We start from the raw sequence: 21,843 nt of genomic DNA on the forward strand, positions 1-21,843 counted from the left end.
TCTCCCTCATCGTTCGTCCTGGACGGCCCGGGCGCGGCGCCCGCGCAGGGCGGCGCGCAGCGCGCGGCCGTCGACGGCGGCGGCGACCGCGGCGAACACGACCAGCGCGAGCAGTCCGCTGCCGACCGCGAGCCCGGCGCTGACCCATTCGTGCGCCGAATCAAGAGTAATGGCCACCAGCCGCCCCGACGCATATCCCGCCGCGGCCCCCAGCACTCCCGCGACCAGCGTGCGGGCCAGGCCGGCCACGGCCGCCCGCCCCCGCGCCCGGACCAGCACCAGCATCAGCGCCACCGCGCCCAGGGTGAGGCCGATGGTGTTGCCGGCGCCCAGCGCGGGAACCGTCCAGCCCGGCGGCGCCGCCAGCACCAGCGCCACATCGGCGGCGATGACGGTCAGCCAGCCGGCGACCTGCCACACCGCCGAGGCGCGGCCGTGCCCGGAGGCGTACAGCGCCCGGCCGACCAGCGCGATCAGCCCGAAGCCGATCAGGCCGGGGGCGAAGGTGACCAGGGCGCGCGCCATCTCGGCCTGCGCCGCCTCCCCGGCGCCGAAGACCCGTCCCAGCGGCACCGCGGCCGCGGCCAGCGCCGCCGCCCCGCCCGCGCCGACCAGCACCACGGTGCGGACGCTCTGCGCCAGGGTGGTGTCGAAGCTGTCGTGCTCGCCGTTGCTGGCCCGAGCCGACAGCTCGGGGAAGGCGCTGGTGGCGATCGGCAGCGCCAGCACCGCGTAGGGCAGGTTGAACAGCCCCCAGGCGATGTTGTAGACGGGCAGCGCCCCTCCGCCGCCGACCCAGTTGGACAGCATGATCACCACCAGCAGGCTCAGCTGCTGGGCGACCAGCGGGAAGAGGCTGGCCAGCGCCAGCGCGCGGACCCTGCGGCCGGTGCCGGGCGGGAAGCGCAGGGTGGGGCGCCAGCTCAGCCCGAGCCGCAGGCTCGGCACCAGCGCGGTCACCAGCAGCGCGAACACCCCGATCGTGGTGCCCAGCGAGAGGGTCAGTTCGGCGGCCTTGGGCAGCCCGGAGACGTCGTGCTGGTAGCCGTCGCCCAGCGGCATGAAGGCGAAGTAGGCGCCGATCACGATCAGGCTGGACAGCAGCGGCGCGAGCGCCGGCGCGAAGAAGTGCCGGTGCGCCTGCAGCACCCCGTACAGCACGGCGGCGAAGCCGTAGATGAGCACCTGCGGCGCGAAAACCACCAGCATCCGGGCGGCCAGCGCGATCGTCGCCTCGGCGTCGCAGCCGGCGGTCGGGCCGATGAGCAGCGACATCAGCGGCCCGGCCGCGAGGGCGACCAGCAGGGTGAGCGGCACGGTGGCCAGCGCCACCCAGGTGAGCAGGGCGGCGGTGGTCTGCCTGACGTGCTCGCGGTCGCCGCGCTGCACCTCGGCAGCGAGCACCGGCACCACCATGCCGGCCAGCGCGCCGTTGACGACGATCTCGAAGACGATGTTGGGCACGCCGTTGGCGGTGAAGTAGGCGGTGCCCAGGCAGGTGGTGCCGACGGTCTGGGAGAAGGCGAAGGTGCGGCCGAAGCCGGCGACGCGGGCGACGAGGGTAATCACGCCGATGAGCACGGCGGCGCCCGCGACGCCCGCGAACAGGCGCCGCTGGTCGAGGCGGCTCACCGGCTGGAGGCGTCCACCGGCTTCGCGCCGTCGCCGTCGGCCCCGGCGGGGGCGGGCGGCGACGGAACCGGCTCGGCCGCGGCGGCGGCCTGGGGTGCGGGGGCGGGGCGGCGGCCGAGCTCGTCCAGCCAGCGCAGCGGCGGGGTGCGCGCGATGACCTTGGTGAAGCTGACGACCTCGCTGGCCGCGGTGAGGCCCACCACGCCGCCCAGCAGCGCCAGCCGCCCGGTGCGGGGCAGCGACGCGGCGGCGGCCACGCCCAGCAGCGCGCCGAGCGCGTTGGCGCCCGCGTCGCCCATCATGGAGCGCTCGCCGAGGTCGTCGGGGAGCAGCGCGGCGGTGGCGCCCAGGGCGGGCGCGGCCACCGCTCCCCCTTCGCCGGGGGCCAGCGCGGCCGGGGCGCCGGCGAGTAGGGCGACCTTGGCGGCCCGGCCGGGGCGCAGGTCGAAGAGGTTCATCAGGTTGGCGCAGCCGGCGATGAGCGGCCCGTTGATGGCGATGTCGATCGGGCGGCGGTTCACCAGCGCGGCGGCGGCCAGCCCGGTGGCGCCGATGCCCAGGATCTTGACCGCGCCGGTGGTGACCTCGCCGCGCGCCAGCGCGCCGAGGTGCCCCTTGAAGCCGCGCGACTTGCCGGAGCCCGCCAGGTCGTCGTAGCCGCCGAAGCCGCCGGCGCCCAGGCCCGCCACCAGGGCGGCGGCCCGCAGCCGGGCCGGCACCCGCGGGGAGAGCGCGGCGCCCGCGCTGGCGCCGATGGCGACTGCCGGGCCCTCCAGCAGGGTCAGCCGCTCGTCGCGGAAGTTGGTGCGCGACCACAGCTCGTCGCCGCCGGGCGGGCGGGAGCGCAGTGCGCCGAAGGCGAGGCGGGCGGCGAGGGCGCCGAGCCCGAAACCGGCGGCGCGGCGGACCGGGCCGCCGCGCCGGGTGGCCCGGACCGCGCCGGGCCTGTCAGCTGCCGTGGTCAATTGCCGTTCCCCTCGTCCGCCGATTCCTGCGCTTCCGGTTCGGCCGAGGGTACCGGTTCGGGAAGCGGGTCGGGGACGAATCCGTCGCTGTCGGGCCCGATGCCGTACTGGCCGTCGGTGCCGGAGGCGACGGTGGCCAGCGCGAGGATGGTGGCGACCTGCCCGGCCGGGCCGCGGGCGGCGTCGAAGGTGGAGACCTCCGCCCCCTCGGCCCGCACCGCGGCGACCAGGCTCTCGGGCAACGGGCCGCCCGGGCCGTCGACGACCAGCGCGCCCACCCCGGCCGCGTCGAGCTGCTGGGCCAGCGCCACGAAGGCGCCGGTGGCGGTCTCGGTGACGGGCTCGGCGAAGGGCTCCTCGGGGGCCAGCAGCACCGCGAGCTCCGCGCCCTGCACGGGGTCGCCGTCGAGCTGCACGAAGCCGGCGCTCTCCAGGCTGGCCAGCATGGACTGGGCGGTCTGCTGGTCGGACTCGGTGCGCTCGTCCTCGGCGTCGGGGGTCATCACCGCGTAGCCGACCTCGGCGCCCGCCCGCTCGTACACGCCGCCGTCGGGCAGGGTGAGCCCTTCGGGCACGATCTGGGTGACCAGCTCGTCCAGGACGGTGAACTCGTTCTCGTCGATGTAGCTCTCGGTGAAGGACACCCGGCCGGTGACGGTGCCGCCGGCCGCGCCGATGCGGGCGGCCAGCGCGTCGCGCAGCTCGGTGCTGACACCGGGCGCCTCGACCAGGACGACGCTGGAGCCGGAGAGCAGGTTCTCGGTGATCTCGGCGGCGTGCGCGTCGACCAGCTCGCCGGCGCCGACGTTGAGGTCCTCCTCCGTCTGGTAGGCGTCGCGCAGGTCCTCGCTCTCCTGGCGCAGGGCGGTGGTGTCGGCGTTCAGCTTGTCCAGCAGGGGGTCCTGGAGCAGGCTCGTGCCGACCACGATGCCGATCGTCAGGGCCAGGAAGACGGCCACGATGGAGACGAGGTGATAGCGGAAATCGATCACGGGAATAGTCCGGTCAGCCAATAGGTGAACGCGTCCCAGCGGGTCGCGAGGAAGTTCTGGTAGATCTGGCCGGTGGGCGAGCTGCCGATGGCCACGTAGATGGTGAGCAGCGCGGCCAGCACCAGCAGCAGCAGCGCCCAGGGCGAGATGCGGCTGCGGTACAGCCGGCTCACGCCCTTGGCGTCGACCAGCTTGCTGCCCAGGCGCAGGCGGGTCAGGAAGGTGCTGGCCATGCCGGAGCGGCCCTTGTCGAGGAACTCCACCAGGGTGGCGTGGGTTCCGACCGCGACGATCAGGCTGGCGCCGGCGTGGTCGGCCAGCAGCATCGCGACGTCCTCGCTGGTGCCGGTGGCCGGGAAGACGATGGCCTCGTGGCCGAGGTCGACCAGCCGCTGCAGTCCGGGCGCGCGGCCGTCGCGGTAGGCGTGCACCACCAGCTCGGCACCGCAGTTCAGCGCCTTGTCGGAGACGGAGTCGAAGTCGCCGACGATGATGTGGGGGGTGTAGCCGGCCTCCAGCAGCGCGTCTCCGCCGCCGTCGACCGCGATCATGACCGGCCGGTACTCCCTGATGTAGGGGCGCAGCGCAGCGATGTCCTCGCGGTAGTGGTAGCCGCGGACCACGACCAGGACGTGGCGGCCCTCCAGCCGGGTCTTGATGTCGGGCACGCCGATGCCGTCGATGAGCAGCTCGCGCTCGCGCTTGAGGTACTCCATCGTGTTCGCGGCGAAGGCCTCGAGCTGGACGGACAGGCCCGCCTTGGCCTCGGCCATGGCGGCGTCGACGGACTCGGCGTCCAGCGGGGTGCCCTTGGCGACGACGGAGTCGCCCGCGTAGACCATGCCGCCGTCGATGCGCAGGGTGTCGCCCTCGGCGACCTTGTCCCAGACGGCGGGGTCGACCTGGTCCAGCAGCGGGATGCCCGCCTCCACCAGTAGCTGCGGGCCGAGGTTGGGGTAGCGGCCGCTGATGCTGCTCGCGACGTTCAGCACCGCGCTGACGCCGCAGCCCACCAGGGCCTCGGCGCTGACCCGGTCGATGTCGACGTGGTCGATGACGGCGATCTCGCCCGGCCTGAGGCGCTTGGTGAGGTTCTTGGTCCTCCGGTCCAGGCGCGCGACCGCCGAGACCCCGGGCGCTTCCGCTGCCTTGGTCCGGCGGAGTTTCGGCACTTTGATCGAGGGAACCTTCATCAGTTGCATCTTGCCAGAGTCACCGCCTCTACGTTCGGGACACGCCAGGTCACGGCGTGTTGTGACGCTCGGCGGCGATCGAGGTACAGGGCATCTCGCATCCCCCGCCCCGAAGGCTCCGGAGCGCGGGCCGCGCCCCCAAGGTTAACGCTTCGGGTACAGGCCGGATCCTTTTCGGGCGGATCCGCCGATCTTGAGACCGTCCCGGCCGCGGCCTGCGCGGCGGTGTGACGGCTGCTGGGAGCCTACCCGCACCCGGCCGGACCCGGCGGCCGCCCGCGGCGGCGCGGCGGCCGGTTCCGGCCTCGCGGTCACCGTGCGGCGCGCCTGCCGCGGCGGGCCGCGCGGTCGGCGGCGGCGTTGGCGAGCAGTTCCTCGGCGTGGGCGCGGCCGTACTCGGAGTCCTCCAGACCGGCCAGCATCCGGGCCAGTTCGCGCTGGCGCCCGGCGTGGTCGAGCCGGGTCACCCCGCTGGCGGTGACTGTGCCGGCCTGCGACTTCTCCACCACCAGGTGCGCGTCGGCGAAGGCCGCCACCTGCGGCAGGTGGGTGACGACGATCACCTGCGCGGCGTCGGCCAGCCGGGCCAGCCGGCGGCCGATCTCCACCGCCGCCTTGCCGCCGACTCCGGCGTCGACCTCGTCGAAGACGAAGGTGGGCACCGGGTCGGCCCCGGCGAAGACCACCTCGATGGCCAGCATGACCCGCGACAGCTCGCCGCCGGAGGCGCCCTTGTGCAGCGGCAGCTCAGGCGCCCCGGGGTGCGCGGCGAGCAGCACTTCGACCTCGTCGCGGCCGTGCGGGCCGTAGCCGGCGGCGGGCTGCACCCGCACGGCGACCCGGGCGTGCGGCATGGCGAGGGCGGCCAGCTCGGCGGTGACCTCGGCGCCGAAGCGCTCGGCGGCGGCGGCGCGGATCGCGGTGAGGCGGTCGGCCAGCTCGGCGACGGAGCCCTCCAGCTCGGCGACCTCGGCGGTCAGCTCCTCGATCCGCTCGTCGTCGCCGTCGAGCTCGGCCAGCCGGGCCGCGCTCTCGCGCGCCCAGGCGAGGACGCCCTCCACCCCGCCCTCCCCCTCGGGGGTGGGCGCGGCGTACTTGCGGACGAGCTGGTTCAGCAGCGCCCGGCGCTCCTGCACGAGCGCGAGGCGGGCGGGGTCGGCCTCGATGCCCTCGGCGTAGGAGGCCAGTTCGGCGGCGACGTCGGCCACCAGGTAGCCGGCCTCGGCCAGCCGGTCGGCCTGCGCGGCCAGCGCGGGATCGTGCCCGCGCACCGCCTCCAGGGCGCCGCGGGCGGCGGCGAGCAGCCCGGCCACGTCGGCGACGACATCGCCCGCGGGGTCGCCGGCCAGCGCCTCGTGGGCGTTGCCGGCGGCCAGCCGCAGGTCCTCGGCATTGGCCAGGCGCTCGTCCTCCTCGGCCAGCGCCTGGTCCTCGCCCGGCTTGGGGTCGGCGCGCTCGATCTCCTCCAGGCCGAAGCGGAGCAGGTCGGCCTCCTGCGCGCGCTCGCGGGCGCGGGTGGTGATCTCCTCCAGCCGGGCGCGCGCCTCGGCGTGCCTGCGGTAGACCGTGCCGTAGCTGCCCAGCACGGCGGCCAGCTCGCCGCCCGCGTAGCGGTCCAGCGCCTCGCGCTGCCGGCCCAGCTGGAGGAAGCGCTGCTGGTCGGACTGGCCGTGCACGGCGACCAGCTCGTCGGCGAGGTAGGCCAGCAGCCCGACGGGGACCGAGCGGCCGCCGACGTGGGCGCGGGACCGGCCTTCGGCCGAGACGCTGCGGCTGACGATGAGGGTGGCGTCGTCGAGTTCGGCGCCGGCCTCCTCGATCCTGGCGGCGACCTTGCCGCTGGGGTCGACGGACAACCGGCCCTCGACGGTGGCGCGCTCGGCTCCGGGGCGCACGCGGGCGGGGTCGGCCCGGCCGCCGAACAGCAGGCCGAGTCCGGTGACGACCATCGTCTTTCCGGCCCCGGTCTCGCCGGTGACCACGGTGAACCCCGACGACAGTTCGAGCACGGCGTCGTCGATCACGCCGAGCCCCTGGATTCGGACTTCCTCAAGCACTGGATCTACAAGACCTCTCTGGCGTGCGTCGCGCCGTCGTCGCCCGGGCCTCGGCCGGACTCGTCATCCGCGTCGTCGTCGGGCCGCGCCCTTCCGCGCCAGCCCACGACGGGGAGTCCGAATTTAGCAACCAGTCGGTCGGAGAAGGGCGCTCGGTGCAGACGGGCCAAGCGGACGGGCACCGTGCCGCGGCGCACCTCGATGCGCGCGCCGGGCGGCAGTCCGACGGTACGCCGGCCGTCGCACCACAGCACACCGTCCTGGGTGTGCGCGAGGACCTCCACGGCCACCGCGGAGTCGGGCGAGGTGATCAGCGGGCGGGCGAACAGGGCGTGCGCGCTGAGCGGCACCACCAGCAGCGCCGCCACCTCGGGCCACACCACCGGGCCGCCGGCCGAGAAGGCGTAGGCGGTGGAGCCGGTGGGAGTGGCGCACACCACACCGTCACCGGCCCAGCGCGACACCGGGCGGCCGTCGATCTCCAGCACGACCTCCAGCATCCGCTCGCGGGCGGCCTTCTCCACCGACGCCTCGTTCAGCGCCCAGGTGCGGGCGACCACGCCGCCGTTGTGCCGCACGACCACGTCGAGGGTCATCCGCTCCTCGACCATGTACTTGCGGGCCACCACGGCGGCGACGGTGGCGGTGAGGTCCTCGCGCTCGGCCTCGGCCAGGAAGCCGACGTGCCCGAGGTTCACCCCGAGCAGCGGCGCCCCCACCGGGCGGGTCAGCTCGGCGGCCCGCAGCAGGGTGCCGTCGCCGCCGAGCACCATGGCCAGCTCGACCCCCTGGGCGGACTCCGGGACGTGCGGCACGATCTCCAGCCCGCCGAGGTCGACGCCGGCGGCCTTCAGCTCCTCGGCCTCCTCCTCGGGCAGCCGGACCGTCATCCCGGCCGCGGTGAGGTGGTCGATCACCAGCTGGGCGCTGCGCAGCGCGGCGCGGCGCCCGGTGTGGGAGATCAGCAGCACGGTCCGCGGTGTTCCGGGCGGGGGCGGCGGCGGGCACGGCACTGTCGTGGTCACGGTCTCGTCCGGCCTCGCTTCCTGCTCACTCGCCCCGCGGCCCGGCGGGCGGCGGGGGTCCGGCGGGGCGCGGTCACCGCGGCCCCTCCGCGATGGCGCGGTCCAGGCGCTCGGGGTCGAGCGGGCCGGCCTCGCGGGAGAACCAGACGAAGTACTCGACATTGCCCGAGGGGCCGGGCAGCGGGCTGGCGGTGATGTCGACCACGCCGGCGCCCAGCGCCAGGGCGGCGTCGGCGACCCGCCGCACCGCCAGCGCGCGGGCGGCGGGGTCGCGCACCACCCCGCCCGCGCCGACCAGCTCGCGGCCCACCTCGAACTGCGGTTTGACCATGAGCACGAAGTCGGCGCCGGGCGCCGCGCAGCGCAGCAGGGCCGGCAGGACGAGGGTCAGCGAGATGAAGGAGAGGTCGGCCACCACCAGGTCGGGCGGCGGGCCGTCGAGCTGCTCGGGCCGCAGCTCGCGCACGTTCACCCGTTCGAGCACCGCGACGCGCTCGTCGGTGCGCAGCCGCCAGGCGAGCTGGCCGTAGCCGACGTCGACCGCGACGACGCAGGCGGCGCCCGCGCGCAGCAGCACGTCGGTGAAGCCGCCGGTGGAGGCGCCCGCGTCCAGGCAGCGGCGGCCGGTGACGGCCAGGCCGCGGGGGGCGAAGGCCGTCAGCGCGCCGGCCAGTTTGCGGCCGCCGCGCGAGACGTAGTCGGGCTCGCCGCCGGCGTCGGCTGAGACCACGATGGGCTGGTCGGTGCCGACCTGGCTGGCGGCCTTGACCGCGCGGCTGCCGGCCACCAGCACCCGGCCGTCGCCGATCAGCTGCGCCGCCTGGGTGCGCGAGCGCGCCAGGCCGCGCCGCACCAGTTCCGCGTCGAGGCGGCTTCTGCGGGGCATCGGCCTCAGCCCGGCCGTCCGGCCGGGCGGCCGGGGTCCAGGCTCTCCAGCGCCGACGCCAGGGCGCGGTGGACGTGGTCGAAGACCTCGGTGTGCCGCTCGACGGGCAGGTCGTCCAGCTCGGCGAGGCGGTCGACGGCCTCGGCCACCAGCGCTTCGGCGCCGGCACCGGCGGCCTGCTCGGCGCCGGGCGCCGGCGGGCGCGGCGGTGCGGGCACCGCCCCGGCGGGGGATCCAGGGCGCGGCGGGATGCTCACTCGTCGTTCTCCGTGGCTTCGGTGCGCTTGGTGCGGGTGGACGGGGCGCGCTTGGCCTTGGCGGCGCCGGTGCCGGCGGAGGCCCGGCGGGTGCCGGTGGCGCGGCTGCGCCGCGCGGCGGGCTTGGCCGCGTCGGCGCCCTGCGCCGCGGCTCCCTCGTCGGCCGCCTCGGCCGTCCTGGCGGTCTTGCGGCGGGTGGTGGGCGCGGCGGCGGCCGCCTGGGCGGCCGCGGAGGGCTCCGGGACGACTTCGGCGGCCGTGGCCGCCTTGGCGGCGGCGGGCTCGGACTCGGCCAGGGCACGGGTGGCGGCCGCCTGGCTCGCCTGGCGGCGCTCCAGTTCGGCCACCCGGCGCACCAGGCGCTCGTAGTCCTCCCTGCGGACCAGGTCGAGCCGGTCGACCAGCCGCTCGAACTCGCCGGCCACCAGCTGCCGCAGCGGCTCGGTATTGGCCTTGCCCTGGGTGGCGACCTCGTCGGCCAGGGCGCTGATGCGCTCGCGCACCCGGCGGCGCGGCGCCTCGGTCATCTCCTGGACCGCCTCGGCATAGGTCCGGATCGCGTCGAACACCATGGGTGCCCCTCCTCTCGGCCGATGGTCGCCGGCCGGCGCCCCTTCGGCGGTCGTGCGGATCGAGCGGCCGGGCGCACAGGCCGCGGCGCCGCGGCCACCACGGCCCCGGCTCCGTACCAGAACGCTACCCGCTGCCCAGACGGCCCGGGCGAATCCCCCGCCCACACCCGCGCGTCCCGCGCCCGCCCTCGCCCCCTCACCCGCCCGCCCGTCGGCCGACGACCACCGCGCCACCCGCAGCATGCGCCCCCGGACACCCCCCGCCCGCCCAGGGGGGCGACCCCAATACCCATTCTTCCGGGATCGGCCGGGCCGGCACGAGGGTTACCGGCCGGTTGTGGATGGCGCTCTGCCGGGGGCGAAGCTGTGGACGGCGGATTTGACGCGCCCGCCGGGATCCGCCGGGCCCGGGCCCGACGAGCGGCCCCCCCTCGATGTGCGGGCCACCCGGCGCGACCCGCGATGATGGAGGCGGCCGGTCCGACGGCCGTGCCGTGACGTACCGACGAGGAGGACGGGTCCGTGGCCACCATCGAGGAGTGCCGCACAGCGCTGGAGACCGTCGCTGCCAAGATCAGCGACCTGGACGCCGACTCGCGCAGGCGGCACCTGGTCGACCGGTCCGTCAGCGTCCGGGTCCCCGATCTCGACACGGTCTTCCTGGCGCGGCTGAGCCCCGAGGGGCTGGGCGGCGTCAGCGCGCTGCCGCCCGGCACCGACGGCGGCCGGTCCGCCCAGGTGCGCATCACGGTGAGCAGCGACGACCTGGTCGCCCTCGCCGCCGACCGGCTCGACTTCGCCGGAGCGTGGATGAAGGGCCGCATCAAGCTGGAGGCGAGCTTCGGCGACCTGATGCGGCTGCGCAAAATCCTGTGACCGGCCCGGCCGCCCCCGCGCGGGCCGCCCGGGGCCCGGGCGGCCCGGCCCTCGGGGCCGGGCCGGTGCGGCCCGCCGCTACTGCACGTCCCATCTCCGCACGGTGTTGTCGTCTCCGCCGCTGAGCAGCGTGCCGCCGTCGGGCGAGAAGACCACCGTGTTGGCGGCACCGCTGTAGTTGTCCTGCTGCGTGCCGCTCTCGGCGTCGTAGGTGGTGACCCCGGCGTCGTCGGCGACCGCGACGGTCGAGCCGTCGGCGGAGATGGCGACCCCCTCGATGAGGTTGCCCTGGTAGGAGATCTCGCTGACCTGCTCCTCGGCCGCCACGTCCCACACGAACAGGTCGCCGTACTCGGCGGCGCTGACCACCCGGCTGCCGTCGGCGGAGATGTCCACCGAGTACAGCCACGCGGAGGTGTCGGCGTCGAGGGTCGCGATGCGGTCGCCGGTCTCCGGGTCCCACACCCCGGCGGTGGTGTCGTCGCTGATGGTCGCGATGGCATTGCCCTCGGCGGAGAAGTCGAGTTCGCGCACCCAGTCGCTGTGCCCGCGCAGGGTCGCCACCTGCCGGCCGCTCTCGACGTCCCACACCGGCACGTCGGTCTCCAGCCCGTTGCCGGTGCCGGTGCCGCCGGCCGCGAGCATCGTGCCGTCCGGCGACAGCGCGACGGTGTGCACCGTGGACCCCGGGTAGGTGAAGCTGTCGATCTGCTCGCCGCTCTCGACGTCCCAGACCCCGACCTCGCTGGCGCCGTTGCCCACCGCGATCACGCCGCCGCCGTCGGAGATGGAGACCGAGTAGTAGCTCCCGGTGCCGACGCTGAACGAGGTGATCTGCTCGCCGGTGGCGGCGTCCCACACGATCGCGGTGGCGTCGTCGCCGATGCTGGCGGCGGTGCCGCCGTCGGGCGAGACGGCGATGTCCTGCACGGGACCGCCGTGCCCGGCGAAGGGCTGGCCGCCGCCGGCTCCGCCTCCGCTGCCCCCGCCGCCGGTCCAGCCCGAACCGCCTGAGCCGCCCGAGCCGCTCTCGCGGTCGCTGCTCAGCGCGACGACGGTGACGGCGCCGATGAACAGCACCAGGACGACCCCGATCACACCGAGCGTGAGCACGGCCGCGTTCGACACGCCCGCCCGCTGCCGCTGCGGCGGATACCCGGAGTAGCCGCCCGCCGGCGCCGGAGCGTAGGGGCCCTGCGGCGAGGTGGGCAGCGCCATGGCGCGCTGCGGTACGCCGCCGGGGCGCGGCGGAGGCGTCGGCCCGGGCGGGCCGGTGGGCGTGCCCTTCGCGTGCGGCCCGGTCTGGACGGGCGGGGTGTGGGGTCCCGAGGTGCCGGGACCGCCGCCCGACTCGGCCGCCGCGGCGGCGGGCGCCGCGCCGTCGCCGCTGACCTCGCCGGCCTTCTGCTCGAACTGGGTGATCATCGTGCGGACCGGTTCGGGCAGCCACGGCCCGTTGCCGGGCCCGGAGTCGCCGGCCTCGCGAAGGATGTCGTCGGGCCCGGGCCGGCGGTCGGGTTCCTTCTCCATGCAGGCCAGCAGCAGCGCCCGCAGTTCGAGCGGCACCCCGTACAGACGCGGCTGCTCGCGCAGCACGCGCATCAGCACCGCCGTCGGCGCGTCGTCGCCGAACGGGGGCTCGCCGGTGCTGGCGTAGGAGAGCACGGCGCCCAGCGCGAACACGTCGGACTTCGCGGTGGCCTGCTGGCCGTCGATCTGCTCGGGCGCCATGTAGCCGGGGGTGCCGGTGATGCCGGTGCGGGTGGCGGCCGAGGTGTCGGCGGCGTGCGCGATGCCGAAGTCGATCACGCGCGGGCCGTCGGGGGCCAGCAGCACGTTCGCGGGCTTGAGGTCGCGGTGGATCACACCGGCGCGGTGGATCGAGCCGAGCGCCTCGGCGAGCGCGACCGCCAGCACCCACACCGACGGCGCGGGGAACGGGCCGTGCCGCTCGACGGCCGCCTGCAGCGACGGGCCCGCGACATAGGTGGTCACCAGCCACGGCAGCGCGTCGTCGGGGCCGGCGTCGATGACCGGGGCGGTGAAGGCACCGCTGACCGACTGGGCGGAGGCGACCTCGCGGCCGAAGCGCCGCCGGAACTCCGGATCGTCGGCGTACTCCGACCGGATCACCTTGACCGCGACCAGCCGGCGCCCGGGCGACCGCCCCAGGTACACCCGGCCCATCCCACCGGATCCGATCCGGCTGATCAGGCGGTAGCGACCGACGTACTCTGGGTCCCCTGTCGAAAGCGGCTCCACTGCCCATCCCCTCAGGGCGGCCGGGGGCGCGCTCGCATGGCGCCGAAGACCGCCTGTCCGCAACGGATCTCCGACGATAGCGGGTAGTCGCAGCGTAACGTGCAGAACGTCCTATACCGGCCGGTCATCGGCCGGGTCGCCGGCGGTGGGGGCCGGTCCGCGCACGCGCGGACCGCACCGGCAAGACGAGGCTACGGCAGTGCGAGCGCGCCCACCACCCGGGCCGCGGCGGTGGGGTCGACCTCCGTCCCGGACTCCCACACCGCCGCGCACAGCGCGCGCAAACCGTCGAGGGGGTCGCCGGCGCCGCGCAGCGCGGGTGCCGCGCCGTCGACCGTCGCCGTCCAGCCGCCGCAGACGCGGCCGCCCGCGACCGGCTCGGGCACCGGATGCGGTTCGTTGAGCGCGCCGAGGTCGCGGCCGAGGTAGGTGGGGCGGCGGTTGGGGGGCGCCAGCACCGCCTGGAGCGGGGTGGCGACCCCCGACAGCACCAGGAGGCTGTCGGCGGAGCCGTTGTGCGCCCCCTCGATGTCGGTGTCGAGGCGGTCGCCGACGACCAGCGGGCGGCTGGCCCGGGTGCGCAGCATGCCCTCGCGGTGCAGCGGCCGCTGCGGCTTGCCCGCGACCACGGGTTGCCGGCCCGTCGCCTCGGTGATCAGCCGGCACAGTGCGCCGTTGCCCGGCATCAGGCCGCGCGGGCTGGGCGCGGTGAGGTCGGTGTTGGTGGCCACGAACAGCGCGCCGGTGTGCACCGCGGCGACGGCCTCGCTGATCACCTGGTAGGTGGTGCGGGGCGAGTAGCCCTGCACCACGGCGACCGGGCGGTCCGCCGCCGCCGTGACGGGTCTGAGCCGGTGCGCGCGCAGGGCGAGGCGCAGCCCCATGTCGCCCACCACCAGCACCGGGGAGCCGGGCGGGAAGCGCTCGGCGATCAGGCGCGCCGCCGCCTGGGCCGAGGTGACCACGTCGGACGCCTGGGCGGGCACCCCCAGCGCGGTGAGGTGCTCGGCGACCGTGGCGGGCGGCCGGGACGCGTTGTTGGTGACGAAGGCCACACGCATGCCGGCCTCCCGGGCCCGGGAGATGGCCGGCGGGGCGGCCGGGACCGCGTGCGGGCCGATGTACACGACACCGTCGAGGTCCAGGAGCGCAGCGTCATAGCGGCCGGTCAGCGCCTGGTCGGCGCCGCCGGGAACCGGTCGGGCGGTGGCGGTCGCGTGTTCGGTCACCCTCTGATTCAACCGCCTCGGCGGACGGGACGCGCGCCGGTGACCTTCGGCGCGCCGCCGTGCCGTACCGTGAACGGGGCCGCGGCGGCCCGCGACGACGAGGGCGGGATGGGCGCACAGGTGCACGACGGCGGAGCTGAGGACGGGCGGCTCACCCTCGCCCCCTTCCGGGGCCTGCGCTACGCCGCCGAGCACGTGAGCGACCTCGGCGCGGTCACCACCCCGCCCTACGACCTGGTGGACGACCCGGCCCAACTGCGCGAACGCGATCCGTACAACGCGGTGCGGCTCATCCTGCCGCGCGCCTCCGATCCCGCCCAGCGCTACGCCGCCGCGATGCGGCTGCTGCGGCGCTGGACCGGCGACGCGGTGCTGGTACGCGACGACGAGCCGGCGCTCTACGTCTACGAGCAGGTGCTGCCCGGGCCGCACGGCGGGCTGCGGCAGCGCGGGCTGATCGGCGCGCTGGGCATCGGCGACCGCGACGGCCCCGCGGTGCTGCCGCACGAGGAGGTGTCGCCGGAGCCGGTGGCCGACCGCGCCCGGCTGATCGCGGCGACCGGCAGCAACCTCGAACCCATCTACCTGCTGTACGACGGCGGCAGCGGCGGGCGGCGCGGGGCCGCCAGCCGGCTGACCGACGAGACGGCCGACACGCTGCCGCCGCTGCTGCGCGCCGACACCCCGGACGGGGCCGTGCACCGGATCTGGCGGCTCACCGAGCCCGCCCGGCTGGCGGCGGTCGCCGAGGACCTGGCCCGGCGGCGCGCCCTGCTCGCCGACGGCCACCACCGCTACGCCGCCTACCGGATCGTGCGCCGCGCCCACCGCGCCGCGGGCCACGGGCCCGGCCCGTGGGACCGGGGGCTGGCGCTGCTGGTGGACTCCACCGCCCACCCGCCGCTGCTCGGCGCGATCCACCGGGTGCTGCCCGGCCTGCCGCCCGACCGCGCCGCCGCCGAGGCGGCGCGGGTGTGCCAGGTGAAGCGGATCGGCGCCGATCCCGAGCGGGCGCTGGCCGCCCTGGCGGCCGCCGCCGGGCAGGGCCCGGCCTTCCTGCTCGCCGACGGCGCCGCCGCCTACCTGGCGACCGGCCCCGACCCGCTCGTGCTGCGCGCCGCGTACGAGGCCGACGGGGTGGCCGGCCGGTCGGCGCGCTGGCGCCGGCTGGAGACCGCCGTACTGGACCATCTGCTGCTCCCTCGGGTCTGGCATCTGGCGGAGGCGCCGGGCGGCGACTCCGGGCGGGCGGTGCCCGGCGCCGACCGGGCGGTGCGCCTGGTGCACGACGACGCGTCAACGGCGCTGCGCACCGCGCGGCGGCTGGGCGGCACCGCGGTGGTGCTGCCCGCCCTCACGGTGGCGGCCGTGCGGGAGGTGGCCGCCGCCGGGGAGCGCACGCCGCGCAAGTCGACGTCGTTCGGGCCCAAGCCCCGGTCCGGACTGGTGATCCGGCTGATCGACTAGCCGCTAGGCCGCACGCCGCGCCGCCCTCGGGACCGGCGCGGCGCGCAGCCGCTCGACACCGGCGACCTCGACCTCGTGCACGCTGACGCGTGCGCTCACGCTCCGCCAGAACCTGCGGCGCAGCGCGCCCTCGACCCGCACCTCGTCGCCCATCCGCCACTCGCACACCTTGGCGCCGAGCACGGGGTCGAAGGTGACGCAGGTGACGGAGTCGTAGCGGTTGGGGCGGCCGGGGGCGCCCGACGCCCGCCGGACCGACAGGCGCCAGGTGGTGAGCTGGTCGCCGCTGGGCAGCTCGCGCCGGCCGGGGTCGGTGGTGAGCCGTCCGACGAGCACGAGTTCGTTGCGGTGCGCGATCGGCTCCTCCCCGTTGGCCGCCGCCCGGGCGGCGGAGCCCGGGCCGGGGCGCGGCGCGGAGGGTGGCGGCGGGGCGGGCACGGAGGGCCGCGGCGCCTCGGCGCGGTCGCGGGCGGCGGACGGCGTGGCGGGTGGCTGCCGGGTCATGGCGTGTTCCCTTCTGACCTGGTGGACGCGGCGGACGGCGAGTCCGGCGTGCTGACGTGTCCACGATGGACTGCGGCGGCCACGTTGTGGCAGCCTCGAACCGCGTTCTGTGGATAACCGAGCCCCGGAGGCGCCACCTGTGGACAACTACTCGCCCGCCGGCCTGCCCGACACCGTCACGCCGCTGGGCGGCGAGGTCTACGAGATCGACACCCGCCTGGCCGGGTACGACGGCATCACCGCCGGCTACCTGATCAGGTCCGACCGCCCCTGCCTGGTGGAGACGGGCACCTCGACCTCGGCGCCGGTGGTGCGCGACTCCCTGCACGCGCTCGGCATCGGCCCGGGCGACCTCGCCACCATCGTGGTCACCCACATCCACCTCGACCACGCCGGCGGCGTCGGCGACCTGGCCGCGATGTTCCCGTCCGCCGAGATCGTGGTGCACCAGAAGGGCGCCCGGCACCTCGCCGACCCCTCGCGGCTGATGCGCAGCGCGCGCACGGTCTGGGGCGACCGGATGGAGCTGCTGTTCGGCGAGATGCTGCCCACCGAGGCCGCCAGGATCAGGGCCGTGGACGAGACCGGCGAGGTCGACCTCGGCGGCGGCCGCTCCCTGTCCAGCCACTACTCTCCGGGCCACGCCAAGCACCACGTCGGCCTGATCGACTCCCACACCGGCGACCTCTACGTCGGCGACGCCGTGGGCGTATACCTGCCCGCCACCGGCGAGGTCCGCCCGGCCACCCCACCGCCCGACTTCGACCTGGACGCCTCGCTGGCCTCGCTGCGGCTCTTCCACGCGCTCGCCCCGCAGCGGCTGCTGTTCGCCCACTACGGGCCGGTGGACGCCGTCCCCGACACGCTGGACCGCTCGGCCGAGGAGCTGAGGGTCTGGGTCGACCTGGTGCGCGAGGCGCGCGGGCAGCGCGCCGGCGACCTCGACCACGCGGTCGCGATGGTCAGGGAGAAGGTCGACGAGCGCTACCGGCCGCTGCCCGACACCGGCGACGACGTCACCATCGACACCCTCGCGGGCGTCGAGGGCAATGTGACCGGCATCATGCACTGGCTGGACCGGCTGGAGCAGGAGCGCGGGCAGGACCGCACCCCGCCCGCCTAGCGGCGCGGCCGCGCCGATCTGCTCACAGCAGACACTCCCACAGCGAACAGCCGCCCGCCGGGCCATGGCGGGGTGCACAGTGGCCCGCATGAGAACTCTGGTACTCGGCGGCGGCAGGTTCGCCGGCCGCGCCCTGGTGCGGGCGGCGCGCGCCCGCGGCTGGCCGGTCACCGTCTTCAACCGCGGCCGCACCCATCTGCCCGGCACGGACGACGACCCCGAGGTCGAGCGGCTGCGCGGCGACCGCATGTCCGATCTCGGCGCGCTCGCCGGACGCGAGTGGGACCTGGTGGCCGACACCTGGTCGGGCGCGCCCGCCGCCGTGCGCGACAGCGCCCGCGCCCTGGCCGGCCGGGCGGGCCGCTACGTGTACGTGTCCAGCTGCTCGGTCTACGCGCAGCCGCTGGCGGGCTGGGTGCCCGAGACCGCGCCCACCGTGCCCGCCTCCCCCGACGACGGCCCCGACGTGCCCTACGCGCAGGCCAAGGCGGGTGCCGAGGCCGCCGTGCTGCGCGAGTTCGGCGCCGAGCGCGTACTGATCGCCCGCTCGGGGCTGCTGGTCGGCCCCTGGGAGGACGTCTGGCGGCTGCCGTGGTGGCTGCAGCGGATCGCACGCGGCGGCGACGTGCCCGCGCCCGGCCCCGCTGGACTCCCGCTCCAGTTCATCGACGTGCGCGACCTCGCGGAGTGGCTGCTCGACGCGGCCGAGCGCGGCCTGGCGGGCACCTACAACGCCGTGGGCCCCGCCGGAATCGCCACCATGGGCGAGGTGCTGGACGCGTGCGTCGAGGCCACCGGCTCCGGCGCCCGGCTGCGCTGGGTCCCGGCCGAGGCGGTGCTGGCCGCCGGGGTCGAGCCGTGGACCGACCTCCCGCTGTGGGTCCCTGAGGACCACGAGTACCGCTTCCTGCACCGCAACGACGTCGGCCGCGCCCTCGCCGCGGGCCTGCGCTGCCGCCCCGTCTCCCGTACCGTCGCCGACACCTGGGCCTGGCTGCGCGCCATCGGCGACCGCCCGGTCCCGGCCGCCGTCCGCGGCACCGCGTGCCTCTCCCCCGACCAGGAGGCGGCACTGCTGGCCGCCGCCTCCTGAGCGGAGCCGGACGGCGCCGCCCGCACCCGCTCACCGCGTCCGGAGCCGTGCGGGGGCCGGCTGGTATGCCCGGGCCCCCGCACGCTACCGGCGCCTCACACCGGTCCGCCGAAGTAGACCCGCACCTCGCGGATGAGCCCGTCGCGGACGGTGATCGCCTCGACATTGCGGTAGCGGCCGCCCGTGGCGAGTTCGTACTCGTAGTAGGCGAAGACCAGACCGCCGTCCGCGGGCGTGATGCGCAGCATGCGCTGCTCCGTGAAGCGGTCGGCGGTGGGGAAGCACCGCTCGAAGAAGGCGTCCCTGTCGATATGGTCGTCCCGCGGACTGGTGAACGAGAAGTCGTCGGCGTAGAGCGGCAGTGCCGCGTCGCGGTCCTGCGACCTGTAGTACCGGAACGCCGCCTCGACGACCTCCACCGGCTCACCGGACATCACGGGATCCCTTCGTCGGACGGTGGCGTACGCCGCCACGCTACCGCCGGGCCCCGACGATCCAGCGGGACCGCGCACCGCACCAAGGGGCGCCTCCCTCCGCTCCCTAGACCTCAGGCCAAAGCCAGGAGGGGAACCGGCCGCAGCCTTAAGGCCGTGCTCCACTCCGCCATCACCGCCGCCAAGAGCACCCGGCCAGCTTCATCCGCCCCGCGCCCCGCCACCGCCCCAGCCCCGACCCGTCCCCGGCTCCGTCCCTGTCCCGCCCCAACCTCGGCTCCGGCTCCGGCTCCGGCTCCGGCTCCGGCTCCGGCTCCGGCTCCGGCTCCGGCTCCGGCTCCGGCTCCGGCTCCGAACAAGACAAGCCCACCCTGCCTGTGGACGAACACATCCTGATCCACTCCGTCGTCCACAACCGCCGCCGCACACCGCCGCACAAGCGTCCGACCTGGAAGAATGGAAATCGGGGGGTTTCCCCGCCCGACGGCCGCCGACGAACCGGGGCGGCGAAGCCGCCTGGCCTGTTCGGATGAACCTTGCGGAACTCGGGCAAGGTCTACGGGGGCATCACGGAGTTCCGGCCGTGGTCGGGCCGGCCGACGGATCCGGCTGATGGCAGCCGCCCCCGCGAGGGCTGAGCCTTCCGCCGGATACGCAAGGCAGAGGCGAAGCACCTGGTTCTCGGTATCCAGCTCTATCCTACGGACCGCGGTCAACGGCCCCCGTCCGCGAGCTTGGCGCGGGAGCGGCACTGTCGGCGGTGTGGGGCGGAGCCGGGCGGCCCATACCGACCGGCCCCTGGGGGCTGCGGGTCGGCGCGGTGCCTTGACGGGAGCGATGCCTGGAAAGGACCTGAGACGCCGAACTCCGCGCCGACGAAAGGGAGTGCTCGGTGCGTTCCGTGTCTCGGAAGCGGCCGGGCCGACGCCTCCGAGGGCCGTTCGCCCTGCCGCCAGGCGACGGGGAGCCCGGTGCGCGCACCCCGGGAACGGCGAAGCCGGGGCGGGCGGTGTTCCGCTCGCCCCGGCTCGGACCGGCCGCTCAGTCGCGGGCAGGGCCGCCGGGGCCGGGCGCCTCGCCCGGCTCCCGCTCCTCGGCGTCGCTCCAGACCACGTCCTCGTCGACGTCGACCAGCTCCAGGCCCTCCAGTTCGGCCAGGCGCTCATCGGCGTCGGTCTCGCCCTCCTCGTCGGCGGCCGAGGAGCGCGCGAACCAGTCGCGCGCCTCATCCTCGCGGCCCGCCGCCAGCAGGGCGTCGGCGTAGGCGTAGAACAGCCGCGCCGACCACGGCTTGTCGGCTCGGCCGCGCACCTCGTCCTGCAGTTCGAGGACGGCCGCGTCGAACTCGCCGAGGTCGCGGCGCGCGCCCGAGGCGACGATCCGCAGCTCGATCTGCTCGGCCCGGTCCAGCCGCTCGCCCTCGGACGAGCGGACCAGCTCCAGCGCCCGCTCCGGCCGACCCAGGCCACGCTCGCAGTCGGCCATCACGGCCAGGTAGCCGTCGTCGCCGGTGATCCTGCGGGCCGCCCGCAGCTCGGCCAGCGCCTCGGACCACTTGCCGATCCGGTAGGCCGCCACCCCGGCGGCCTCACGCACCGCGCCCACGCGCGACGCCTTCTTCTGCGCGTACCGCGCGTGCAGGTAGGCGCGCTCGGGGTCCTCCTCGAACAGCCGGTCGGTCATGACGAGGTGCCGCGCGATCACGTCCGCCAGCGACCTCGGCAGCGACATCAGCTGCTCCCGCGCGGCCGGGTCGAGCTGGCCGGGCGTCACGTCGTCGGGCAGCTCCGGCGCCGGCACGTCGGCCGAGCGGGCGCCGCGCTGGGTGCGGCCCTCGCTGTAGCGGCCGCGCTGGTGCACACTGTTGCCGCCCCGCGCGGGACGGTCCTCGCGGCCGCGCCGCTCGCCGCGCTGCGGCGCGCCGCCGGAGCGGTCCCGGGGCGCGGCGTCGTCGCGCGCCGGACGCTCACCGTACGGACGGCGCTCGCGCCCGCCGTCACGGCCGCCATCGCGGTCGGGCCGCCGGTCCGGACGGCCCTGGCCGCCGCGGTCCGAGGGGCCGCGCTCCGGCCGCGAGAAGCGCTCGCCGCCGTCGCGGGGGCCGCGGTCCTGCCGGCCACCGCCGAATCCCTCGTCGCGCCGGTAGCGGTCGTCGCCGCCCTGGCGGTCCTGCCGGAATCCCCGGCCGCCGTCCTGGCGCGGGCGGGGGTTCGAACGGTCGGCCGACGGCCTGAAGCCGCGCGGGCGGTCATTGTCACGGCCGCTCCCGGAGTACGGGCGGTCCGAGCGCGCCGGGCCCCGGTCGTCCCGCTGCCACCGGTCGCCGCGCTCACCACGGTCCGCGACGTCTTCCCTGCGCGGTCCGCGGCGGTCGTCGCGTCCCTGGAAACCGCGTCGGTCGTCCTGGCGGTACCCGCCCCGGCCGCCGTCCCGGTCCGGCCGCTCGCCCGGGCGTCCACGGCCCGCGCCGGCCGAGTAAGGGCGGTCGGAAGCGGGGCGGTCGCCACGGGACCGGTCAGAGCTCCAGCGCTCCCGGTTTCCGGCCGGGCGGCCGCGCTCCTCGCGGTCGCGGTCGGTCCAGCGCGGACGGTCCGTGCGGTCCTTGCGGGCCGCACCGAAACGGCCGCCGCCACGGCTGTCGTCACGTCCCCGGTCGTCGCGCCGGTAGCCGGAGCCGGAGGATCCTGGGGCGGATGAGGACGAGCCCGGACGGCCGCCACGGCGGTCGTCGCCACCCGGCTTGAAGCGGTCGGAGCGGCCTTCGGAACCGCGGGCGCCGCCGCGCCGGTCGTCGGAGTTGTAGGGCCGGCGCTCGCCGTCGCCCCGTCGCGGCCCACCGGAACTCGGCCGACCGCCCGAGCGGCCGAAACCACCGCGGCCGCCGCCCTGGCCGGACCGGCGTGCGTCACCGCCGCCGCGGGGACCGGAGAAGCCCCGGCCGCCACCGCCGCGCGAACCAGACCTGTTGTCTTCACTCATCGTCTATCCCACCGTCCAACCAGGTCCGATCGCAGGCTCATCGCACCCGAACGGTGCGGAGCGCGGCGGGCTCTCGCCCCACCGGATCGGCCGCTATTGAGAAGTACCTACATGATCGTCAACACACGTCTTGGGCCATTCCATTCCCGGCCGCACCGTTTCCGGTAGAGCCAGGAATGAAATGGCCCAGACATATTAAGAATGTTCGGCGGTGTCCTGCTCTCCCACCCCCCTTCGGGGGCAGTACCATCGGCGCTGGCAGGCTTAACTGACCGGGATCGGAACGTGACCGGGTGT

Annotated in this window: 18 protein-coding genes and 1 rRNA gene; 4 read left to right on the forward strand and 15 right to left on the reverse strand. The window is 76.0% G+C overall.

Annotation, left to right across the window (positions count from 1 at the left end; all coding sequences use genetic code 11):
- Positions 1 to 6: 6 nt before the first annotated feature.
- The 9 genes from murJ to CLV72_RS30875 all read right to left on the reverse strand — a co-directional run bounded on the left by murJ (position 7) and on the right by CLV72_RS30875 (position 9,579).
- The gene (murJ, locus tag CLV72_RS33525) at positions 7 to 1,632 is read right to left on the reverse strand and encodes a murein biosynthesis integral membrane protein MurJ (protein ID WP_245930540.1); all 1,626 of its coding nucleotides are present in this window, start codon (positions 1,630 to 1,632) and stop codon (positions 7 to 9) included.
- Positions 1,629 to 2,597: a hypothetical protein gene (locus CLV72_RS30840; RefSeq protein WP_106253737.1), complete on the reverse strand. Its 969-nt coding sequence runs from the start codon at positions 2,595 to 2,597 to the stop codon at positions 1,629 to 1,631. Before CLV72_RS30840 ends, murJ begins: the two co-directional genes overlap by 4 nt.
- Positions 2,594 to 3,589 (reverse strand): copper transporter, encoded by a 996-nt coding sequence (locus CLV72_RS30845; protein ID WP_170141186.1) that lies wholly within the window; start codon positions 3,587 to 3,589, stop codon positions 2,594 to 2,596. Before CLV72_RS30845 ends, CLV72_RS30840 begins: the two co-directional genes overlap by 4 nt.
- A complete protein-coding gene (gene steA / locus CLV72_RS30850) occupies positions 3,586 to 4,782 on the reverse strand; it encodes a putative cytokinetic ring protein SteA (protein ID WP_106253756.1) in 1,197 nt (398 codons plus the stop codon). The genes CLV72_RS30845 and steA overlap by 4 nt, the downstream gene beginning before the upstream one ends.
- A 311-nt stretch (positions 4,783 to 5,093) precedes the next feature.
- On the reverse strand, positions 5,094 to 6,839 hold the full coding sequence (gene recN, locus CLV72_RS30855) for a DNA repair protein RecN (protein ID WP_106253739.1): 1,746 nt from the start codon (positions 6,837 to 6,839) through the stop codon (positions 5,094 to 5,096).
- A 5-nt stretch (positions 6,840 to 6,844) separates the two neighbouring features.
- The gene (locus CLV72_RS30860) at positions 6,845 to 7,810 is read right to left on the reverse strand and encodes an NAD kinase (protein WP_245930541.1); all 966 of its coding nucleotides are present in this window, start codon (positions 7,808 to 7,810) and stop codon (positions 6,845 to 6,847) included.
- A 127-nt stretch (positions 7,811 to 7,937) separates the two neighbouring features.
- Positions 7,938 to 8,750 carry a TlyA family RNA methyltransferase gene (locus tag CLV72_RS30865; protein ID WP_106253741.1) on the reverse strand — a complete coding sequence of 271 codons (813 nt, stop codon included), beginning with the start codon at positions 8,748 to 8,750 and terminating at the stop codon, positions 7,938 to 7,940.
- Between the two features lie 5 nt (positions 8,751 to 8,755).
- On the reverse strand, positions 8,756 to 9,007 hold the full coding sequence (locus tag CLV72_RS30870; RefSeq protein ID WP_106253742.1) for a hypothetical protein: 252 nt from the start codon (positions 9,005 to 9,007) through the stop codon (positions 8,756 to 8,758).
- On the reverse strand, positions 9,004 to 9,579 hold the full coding sequence (locus CLV72_RS30875; RefSeq protein WP_106253743.1) for a hypothetical protein: 576 nt from the start codon (positions 9,577 to 9,579) through the stop codon (positions 9,004 to 9,006). The genes CLV72_RS30870 and CLV72_RS30875 overlap by 4 nt, the downstream gene beginning before the upstream one ends.
- A 522-nt stretch (positions 9,580 to 10,101) precedes the next feature.
- Here CLV72_RS30875 and CLV72_RS30880 point away from each other — a divergent pair.
- Entirely contained in the window at positions 10,102 to 10,455 is a 354-nt protein-coding gene (locus CLV72_RS30880) for an SCP2 sterol-binding domain-containing protein (protein WP_106253744.1), read from the forward strand.
- A 78-nt stretch (positions 10,456 to 10,533) separates the two neighbouring features.
- Here the strand turns inward: CLV72_RS30880 and CLV72_RS30885 are convergent, their stop codons facing one another.
- Together CLV72_RS30885 and CLV72_RS30890 are read right to left on the reverse strand one after the other, a co-directional pair.
- Positions 10,534 to 12,717 carry a WD40 repeat domain-containing serine/threonine protein kinase gene (locus CLV72_RS30885; RefSeq protein ID WP_281262454.1) on the reverse strand — a complete coding sequence of 728 codons (2,184 nt, stop codon included), beginning with the start codon at positions 12,715 to 12,717 and terminating at the stop codon, positions 10,534 to 10,536.
- 191 nt (positions 12,718 to 12,908) lie between these two features.
- A complete protein-coding gene (locus CLV72_RS30890) occupies positions 12,909 to 13,946 on the reverse strand; it encodes an HAD-IIA family hydrolase (RefSeq protein WP_211303187.1) in 1,038 nt (345 codons plus the stop codon).
- A 69-nt stretch (positions 13,947 to 14,015) separates the two neighbouring features.
- On the opposite strand from CLV72_RS30890, the gene CLV72_RS30895 reads away from it, so the two are divergent.
- The gene (locus CLV72_RS30895) at positions 14,016 to 15,413 is read left to right on the forward strand and encodes a DUF1015 domain-containing protein (protein WP_245930542.1); all 1,398 of its coding nucleotides are present in this window, start codon (positions 14,016 to 14,018) and stop codon (positions 15,411 to 15,413) included.
- Positions 15,414 to 15,416: 3 nt separating this feature from the next.
- On the opposite strand, the gene CLV72_RS30900 is transcribed toward CLV72_RS30895, so the two are convergent.
- On the reverse strand, positions 15,417 to 15,917 hold the full coding sequence (locus CLV72_RS30900) for a single-stranded DNA-binding protein (protein ID WP_106253746.1): 501 nt from the start codon (positions 15,915 to 15,917) through the stop codon (positions 15,417 to 15,419).
- Between the two features lie 139 nt (positions 15,918 to 16,056).
- Here CLV72_RS30900 and CLV72_RS30905 point away from each other — a divergent pair, with 139 nt between their 5' ends.
- Both CLV72_RS30905 and CLV72_RS30910 read left to right on the forward strand, forming a co-directional pair.
- On the forward strand, positions 16,057 to 17,040 hold the full coding sequence (locus CLV72_RS30905) for an MBL fold metallo-hydrolase (RefSeq protein WP_245930543.1): 984 nt from the start codon (positions 16,057 to 16,059) through the stop codon (positions 17,038 to 17,040).
- A gap of 88 nt (positions 17,041 to 17,128) precedes the next feature.
- Positions 17,129 to 18,133 carry an NAD-dependent epimerase/dehydratase family protein gene (locus tag CLV72_RS30910; protein WP_106253747.1) on the forward strand — a complete coding sequence of 335 codons (1,005 nt, stop codon included), beginning with the start codon at positions 17,129 to 17,131 and terminating at the stop codon, positions 18,131 to 18,133.
- A gap of 95 nt (positions 18,134 to 18,228) precedes the next feature.
- On the opposite strand, the gene CLV72_RS30915 is transcribed toward CLV72_RS30910, so the two are convergent.
- The 3 genes from CLV72_RS30915 to rrf form a co-directional block, all read right to left on the reverse strand.
- Positions 18,229 to 18,567, reverse strand: a complete 339-nt coding sequence (locus CLV72_RS30915; RefSeq protein WP_106253748.1) for a nuclear transport factor 2 family protein — start codon at positions 18,565 to 18,567, stop codon at positions 18,229 to 18,231.
- Positions 18,568 to 19,608: 1,041 nt separating this feature from the next.
- Positions 19,609 to 20,427: a hypothetical protein gene (locus tag CLV72_RS31960; protein ID WP_146159647.1), complete on the reverse strand. Its 819-nt coding sequence runs from the start codon at positions 20,425 to 20,427 to the stop codon at positions 19,609 to 19,611.
- A 1,322-nt stretch (positions 20,428 to 21,749) separates the two neighbouring features.
- Positions 21,750 to 21,843: ribosomal RNA gene (rrf, locus tag CLV72_RS34050) — 5S ribosomal RNA — on the reverse strand; the annotation flags it as partial.

Origin of the sequence: Allonocardiopsis opalescens (genome assembly GCF_003002095.1) — a bacterium.
In the GTDB taxonomy this organism is placed as follows: Bacteria; Actinomycetota; Actinomycetes; order Streptosporangiales; family Streptosporangiaceae; genus Allonocardiopsis; species Allonocardiopsis opalescens.

Coding starts and splice junctions, on each gene's coding strand:
- steA (WP_106253756.1), bottom strand. CDS start 4,782: ATGAAGGTTCCCTCGATCAAAGTGCCGAAACTCCGCCGGACCAAGGCA.
- CLV72_RS30865 (WP_106253741.1), bottom strand. CDS start 8,750: ATGCCCCGCAGAAGCCGCCTCGACGCGGAACTGGTGCGGCGCGGCCTG.
- CLV72_RS30875 (WP_106253743.1), bottom strand. CDS start 9,579: ATGGTGTTCGACGCGATCCGGACCTATGCCGAGGCGGTCCAGGAGATG.
- CLV72_RS30900 (WP_106253746.1), bottom strand. CDS start 15,917: ATGACCCGGCAGCCACCCGCCACGCCGTCCGCCGCCCGCGACCGCGCC.
- CLV72_RS30910 (WP_106253747.1), top strand. CDS start 17,129: ATGAGAACTCTGGTACTCGGCGGCGGCAGGTTCGCCGGCCGCGCCCTG.
- CLV72_RS30915 (WP_106253748.1), bottom strand. CDS start 18,567: ATGTCCGGTGAGCCGGTGGAGGTCGTCGAGGCGGCGTTCCGGTACTAC.